Source organism: Nostoc sp. NMS4 (genome assembly GCF_017115095.1).
Lineage (GTDB): Bacteria > Cyanobacteriota > Cyanobacteriia > Cyanobacteriales > Nostocaceae > Nostoc.
In genome coordinates, this window is record NZ_JABXKI010000317.1 from 1 (window position 1) to 5,689 (window position 5,689).

Consider the following 5,689-nt stretch of genomic DNA (forward strand, 5'->3'; position numbering starts at 1 on the left):
TTAGCAACACCAGTTAGTGACACAGCACCACATACCCCAGAAAATATTGTTATTCAAGGCTGGAAGGGGTTAAGTCTGAAGCTGCGGCAAGGATTGGACAGCGCTGGTCAGTTCTACAGTGAGTTAGTCTCAAAAGTTGGCTCTTCTGTTGGCGTTGCTGATGGTGAGCCTTACTGGAACGCATACCTGGGTCAGTGGCAAGTTTGGGTTAAGTTTGCAGACGAGTGTAGGTCTGTGGTGTGCGATTGGTTGATGGCGGTGTAGAGCAATCACTACAGGACACTTGATGTGTAGATTTTAGTGCAGGTATTGATTAATATAAGCGTATTAGCTAACAATCCAGTTAATACATAGTTAAGTTTACTCAAAGTATGTTCACGAAATTTGCGCTGCGGGTACTTTCGCTTACCGTAATGTTTTTTGGATGCTTTGTAATATTTGAGTATCCAGTGTAGGGTAATCGATGATAATAATTATCCATTTGAAATTGTTTATATCCCACATTCCGCACCCTTAACTGTCACAATCGGTTATTACGGAAGTTGATTCCTGAAAAAGGAGTAAAAAATTACATTTATCTCAAAAAAAACAGATTTGGGATAGGAAAATCTATTAGATATATTCTCAATAAGGAGCAATAAATATAAGAGTGGTTTGGTGGAAAATTGTAATAATATAATTTTATTTTTACAAGCTTAATACATAATTGTAACTTATGCTTATCGAAAAATAAAGTTAAAAACGACATGATTTGTTCAGAACATTAATTTTATTAATGAGCTAAATGGTCTAATTAAAATATTAATAATATTGATCAATCAACTTATATATCTATAGTAATTACGGCAAGCTTCTGGGAGGAACAGGAGAATGTATTTCATTTCAGATGTCAAATTGTAAAATTCTGTTTTTTGTTGAAAAGTCACAAGATGAACTGATTGAAAACATTGAAATATCCACCGCATGGTTGGATTATTTATGGCTTTTCCTAATTGATTTTTTACAGTATAGTTTAAGGATTTTAAAGCTGCTCTAATTTCTCTTTGCGCTAAAGTATAAACTAGCAAACACAACCCCATTATCACTGCTAATGCTTCTATTCTTTCTGGGCTTTTTAGAAAAATACTATCTGCTAAAAATAAAGGGTTTTTTAGAAAACTAAATCCTCTCTCACATGATTGCTGTGCTTTATATTCAGACAGCATTTTCTCATCGTTCAGTTCTTTATCTGACAAAACATTTGTAGCAATTATAAACCTTCCTGCACTTAATATTTCTTGGTCAATCACATCTTTATTTTCACTAACAGTTGCTGAAATTTGATAGTATTTTGATTGATTCTCTTCTTTGATATCGGGAATTTTTTCGAGAATTTCAATATTTTCTACCTGATGATATTTAAATTCTTTACTTATTTTGGTTAATTCTTTTCTAGCGTCAGCAACACAAGCAAATTTTTCTTGTGCTAGTTTTTTTAACTTAGCTTGAGTATTTATCAAAGCTTTTTCTATTTTATTTAATAATTTTTTTAAGTCAGATTTTTTTCTATCTCGACTTTGTACAACTAACCATCTTTGTTCTATATCTCCATAAGTTATTTTCTTTTGGGCGTATGAATATCCTGTTTTTTCACTTTTCACAAATTCCGATTCTGCTAAACTCATTACTAAGCTTTTTGCTAATTTTATCGTCAATGGTACTCGCGTCAACCATTTCATACCCGACATTAACTTGATATTTGATTCTGTATATAATGCGCTATCTGCTACTATTAGACTATCAACTTGTATTCTTTTCTGATACTCGACTGCGATTTCTCCGAATCTTTTAGAATCAACTTCATTTCCTGATACTGATTTGATATATATTGGTATATCTCCATCTCCTGAACATACTAATTCTGTAATAAATTGTTTTAAGTCTGGACGATGGTCACGGGAATAACCGTAGGTTAGTTTTATCGCTTGAGGTGATTTCCCCTCTTCATTTTCTTTTCCGAAATAATCTGATTGTTTTTGATTATTAAATATTACTTCCGGTAAACTATATCAACTTTAACTTGTCCCAATACTAATTTACTTGTAGTTGCCCAGGCGCTTACTATTTTTGTTTTGCACTTTGCTCATTACTTTTGTCGTAAGAACCACGTAAGGTTTTCCCGTCAATGGCGATAACTTCACCATTAGTTATCTTTTGTATTGATTTCATCCAATCAATAAAACATGACTCGAATTGTTGGGGATTTATCTGTGCAAAAACTCGCGCAAATGTATCGTGGGACGGAATGCCATTTGGTAACTCTAAAAATGTTTTTAACCACTCATATTTTGCACAACCATAAGTTTCTACTGCCACCCAGCCATCCGCCCCACAAATCACTGCTATTATTGCGATTGTCATAATATCAATTAAATTGTGCCGTTTAGTGCGATCTATTCGTGGATCTTGTATCACCGCAAAATGGTCAGCAATCGTGATTTTTGGTTTCAGCTTCATAGAAAGGAGAATCAGAATGAAATTCTTTTTTGGAGTTCCTGCAAGAATACCATGTTCCTTGACAGGCAGTCGTCCTGACTTTTCACGCCATCTGTAAAAGTCACTTTAATCAGTTAGCGATGGCGTAACCGCCCAACGCGCTGGCGATCGCATAAATTGAGTTTTTCTTTGCGCTGCTCTTCTCGTGATTCCTAGTCATTAATCTAAAACTCTTGAGAATCAGACTGTGAGAAAACCTACGCTATTAAGTGGAGAACTGACCGTGAAAATTTAGGCAGCCGTCGGCTGCCTCTAACTCCCCTTCGCAATGATTATCATTTTCATGCTGAGTGAGATTTAATTTCCTCAAAGCCTTATGTAGTTTGAGTCTTGGTGTATTTCATCCTGATTCAGGCTCGTCAATATTTAGATGCGTTTGCCCTGGAAACAGTACTTGCTGTATCTATCCCCTCCAAGATGGCTTCTAGCAAGCTTACATCTTGGATAGATTCGATTTCGGGGAATAAATCTTGACCCGGTTCTCCAAATTTGAGCTTTAATCCCAAGGCTATACCTTTTAACAAAGCTTCAAGCTTACCTTTTTCAATACCAAATCGTTCAACAGAAGTAACATACTGCATAATTAAAGACTCCTCAAAATCACGATATTCTTGCCAAAACTCTTCCTCTAGTTGCGCTGGTAGAGTCATCATCCAGTCAATGAAACCGAATAAGTTAATAACATCTTCCCGTCTTAAGCCTTGTTCGTACAATCTACGCACTAAAACCAATTTCTGTTGCTTGCGCTCTATTCTATCATTGCGTGTCTCCATCGCCTTTAGATGTGCCATCACCACAGTCGCCAACGGGTTTCGGCTGGCTTCTAATTCAGATTGACGTTGTTGATAGTCTAACAATTTAACAATTGGAAATGTGAACTCAACCGTACAGCCAAAAAGATTGTAACCAAATTGATTCGGTCGCCAGTTTGAACGCTCATCACCTAAAACTGCCAAGGATGCAACAGATCGCTTGTATCTGTCATATATGCGGTAGTTGTAGGTAAACATCCTAGCTGCAAAGTTGCTTTCTTCCTGACTCTGAATTTCCAGATGCACAAGTATCCAGGATTCTTCGCCATCAGTTCGGTATATTTTCACCAATTTATCTGCCAGCCGCTCTCCAAGTTCCGCATCACGCACTACCTGTTGTAACTCCTGATCCAAAAACTCAGGCTGTTGAGTCCAATCTATTTCGCTATGAGCTTGGGGAAAGAAGAACAGCATGAACTCTTCAAAATACAGTTGGAGTATCTGTTTCCACGGGCTATCAAATTCTGTCTGCGGATTTTCATTAACCATGTTGTCAAGCTGTAACTAAAACATTAATATAGTACATTATTACTAGAAAACTGGAGCCAATTAATTATCATGTTGCAAATAGTTAGACAAATTAAACAGCGCAGTAAAGTTAAGCTCAAACGGAAAGATATTACATACGAGCTTTGGCGTTTGGATGATGCTGAATTTAGAAAACTTCGGCAAAAAAGCCTTCCTATTAAAGATGATTATATGTTTTATATGCACTTTTATCTTTCCGAACGCGAGAACAAAAATAAACTCAATTTGGCTGAATTATATGTCTGCTTGACGCACTTGTTTGGTGATAGCAGTGATTGGATTGACGATTGGAAAGGTACTTTCTCTTTTCCAGTATTATTGGTTTTAGAAAAAGCACAAGGCAGATTCTTCTATTTAATTAATATTTATGATGATCGGGGTACACTGTATCTTAGCTTTTACAGGGTTCTAGAAGCTGAAGTAGAAGGTTATGATACTCAAATACTTCGTGAACCTTTTGAAATAGAATTTTCTCGCCAAGAAATCAACTATTTTATCAGTTATTTTTATGGTTATCTTGAGGGCTGTTTTCAAAGTAGAAGGCTCTTGATACCATCTGAGCAGTTTTTCAAGAAGATTGGTTCTGAGTCTATCCTTTACGGCTATAAAGATGAGCATTATTTTGAGGAGAAATACCAATCTCAATCAGAATATCTTGCAGCTATTGAAAGTTTAGAGTCAATTGGTATTAGTTCCATAACTTCGCAGAATATCAATAATATTTTGCAAACCATAACTAGCGAAATAATCGACAATTGACTCATTACATTATGACAATACTACGCTTTTAATGAATTAGAGCAAAATAGATGAAACAAGTAGTTAGACAAATTCGGGAACGTATTAAAGTTGAACTTGAATTAAACAATATTAAATATGAACTTTGGAGACTAGACGATGCTGAATACAGACTACTCAAAGTAAATAGTATTGATATTAAACATAATTTTACCCTTTATCAGGAGCTTTATTTTTCAGAACCTGATAACAAAGCTAATCTTAATTTGGCACAATTATTTATTACTTTAACTCGGCTGTTTGGCAATAGTAGTAATTTATTTGATAACGAGAAAGGCTCATTTATTTTTTACCTATTACTAATAGTTAAAAAGTCAACAGGTAATTTTTTTTATTTAATACAAATTTTTGATTCTCGTGGATGGTTTGAATATAATACCTATAAATTATTTGAGAACGAAGCAGATACTTACAATAATCAAATGCCAGTTCAAGTATTTGAGTCAGAATTTTCTCGGCAAGAAATTAAGGATTTTTTAACTTACTTTTATGTCTATCTAATTCAGCTATTTAATAATGCAAAATCTCTTGCTCAACCGGAACATTTTATAAGAATGATTGATTCTAGTTTTATTCTTTATGGATATTACAATAATCAATACTTCGAGGAAGGGTACGATGATAAAAAATCATATCAACAAGCAATTCAAAGATTTAGTTCGGTTGGACTTAATGCTTTTCAGCCACAAAATATAAATTCTCTGTTGCAAACTATTATTAGTGAAGTCGCTCAAAATTATGAACAATAAATATATTTTAAAGTACGTTGAAGTACAGAAATTATAATTACCATTCTTGTTCAGTTGGGCGGATCAAGATTTCGTTGACGTTAACGTGTGACGGCTGTGTGACGGCATAAACAATTGCATTGGCAATATCTTCACTCTCAAGATTTTTGACCGAACCGTAGAAGTTTTTTGCCTGCTCTTTTGCAGAGGAATCCGTAATGTGCTGCGGTAACGGGAGCAACGCGATTTGGTGAGGTAGGATCAAAAACCAGCGAACGCTAACAACTT

The 5,689-nt window shown here is 35.0% G+C and carries 4 protein-coding genes and 3 pseudogenes; 3 read left to right on the top strand and 4 right to left on the bottom strand.

Features of this window, described 5'->3' with window-relative positions; translation table 11 throughout:
- The coding region (locus HWQ37_RS29135; RefSeq protein ID WP_292753894.1) for a hypothetical protein at positions 1-264 on the top strand (264 nt) is incomplete at its 5' end.
- Between the two features lie 554 nt (positions 265-818).
- Here the strand turns inward: HWQ37_RS29135 and HWQ37_RS29140 are convergent.
- The 3 genes and pseudogenes from HWQ37_RS29140 to HWQ37_RS29150 form a co-directional block, all read right to left on the bottom strand.
- Positions 819-2,045: pseudogene (locus HWQ37_RS29140) on the bottom strand (IS1634 family transposase); the annotation flags it as partial.
- 2 nt (positions 2,046-2,047) lie between these two features.
- Positions 2,048-2,496: pseudogene (locus HWQ37_RS29145) on the bottom strand (ISAs1 family transposase); the annotation flags it as partial.
- Positions 2,497-2,894: 398 nt separating this feature from the next.
- Positions 2,895-3,836, bottom strand: a complete 942-nt coding sequence (locus tag HWQ37_RS29150; protein ID WP_292753895.1) for an Rpn family recombination-promoting nuclease/putative transposase — start codon at positions 3,834-3,836, stop codon at positions 2,895-2,897.
- Positions 3,837-3,905: 69 nt separating this feature from the next.
- Here HWQ37_RS29150 and HWQ37_RS29155 point away from each other — a divergent pair, with 69 nt between their 5' ends.
- Both HWQ37_RS29155 and HWQ37_RS29160 read left to right on the top strand, forming a co-directional pair.
- Positions 3,906-4,634 carry a hypothetical protein gene (locus tag HWQ37_RS29155; protein ID WP_292753896.1) on the top strand — a complete coding sequence of 243 codons (729 nt, stop codon included), beginning with the start codon at positions 3,906-3,908 and terminating at the stop codon, positions 4,632-4,634.
- Between the two features lie 50 nt (positions 4,635-4,684).
- Entirely contained in the window at positions 4,685-5,422 is a 738-nt protein-coding gene (locus HWQ37_RS29160; protein ID WP_292753897.1) for a hypothetical protein, read from the top strand.
- A 37-nt stretch (positions 5,423-5,459) separates the two neighbouring features.
- Here the strand turns inward: HWQ37_RS29160 and HWQ37_RS29165 are convergent.
- A pseudogene (locus tag HWQ37_RS29165) lies at positions 5,460-5,689 on the bottom strand (hypothetical protein); the annotation flags it as partial.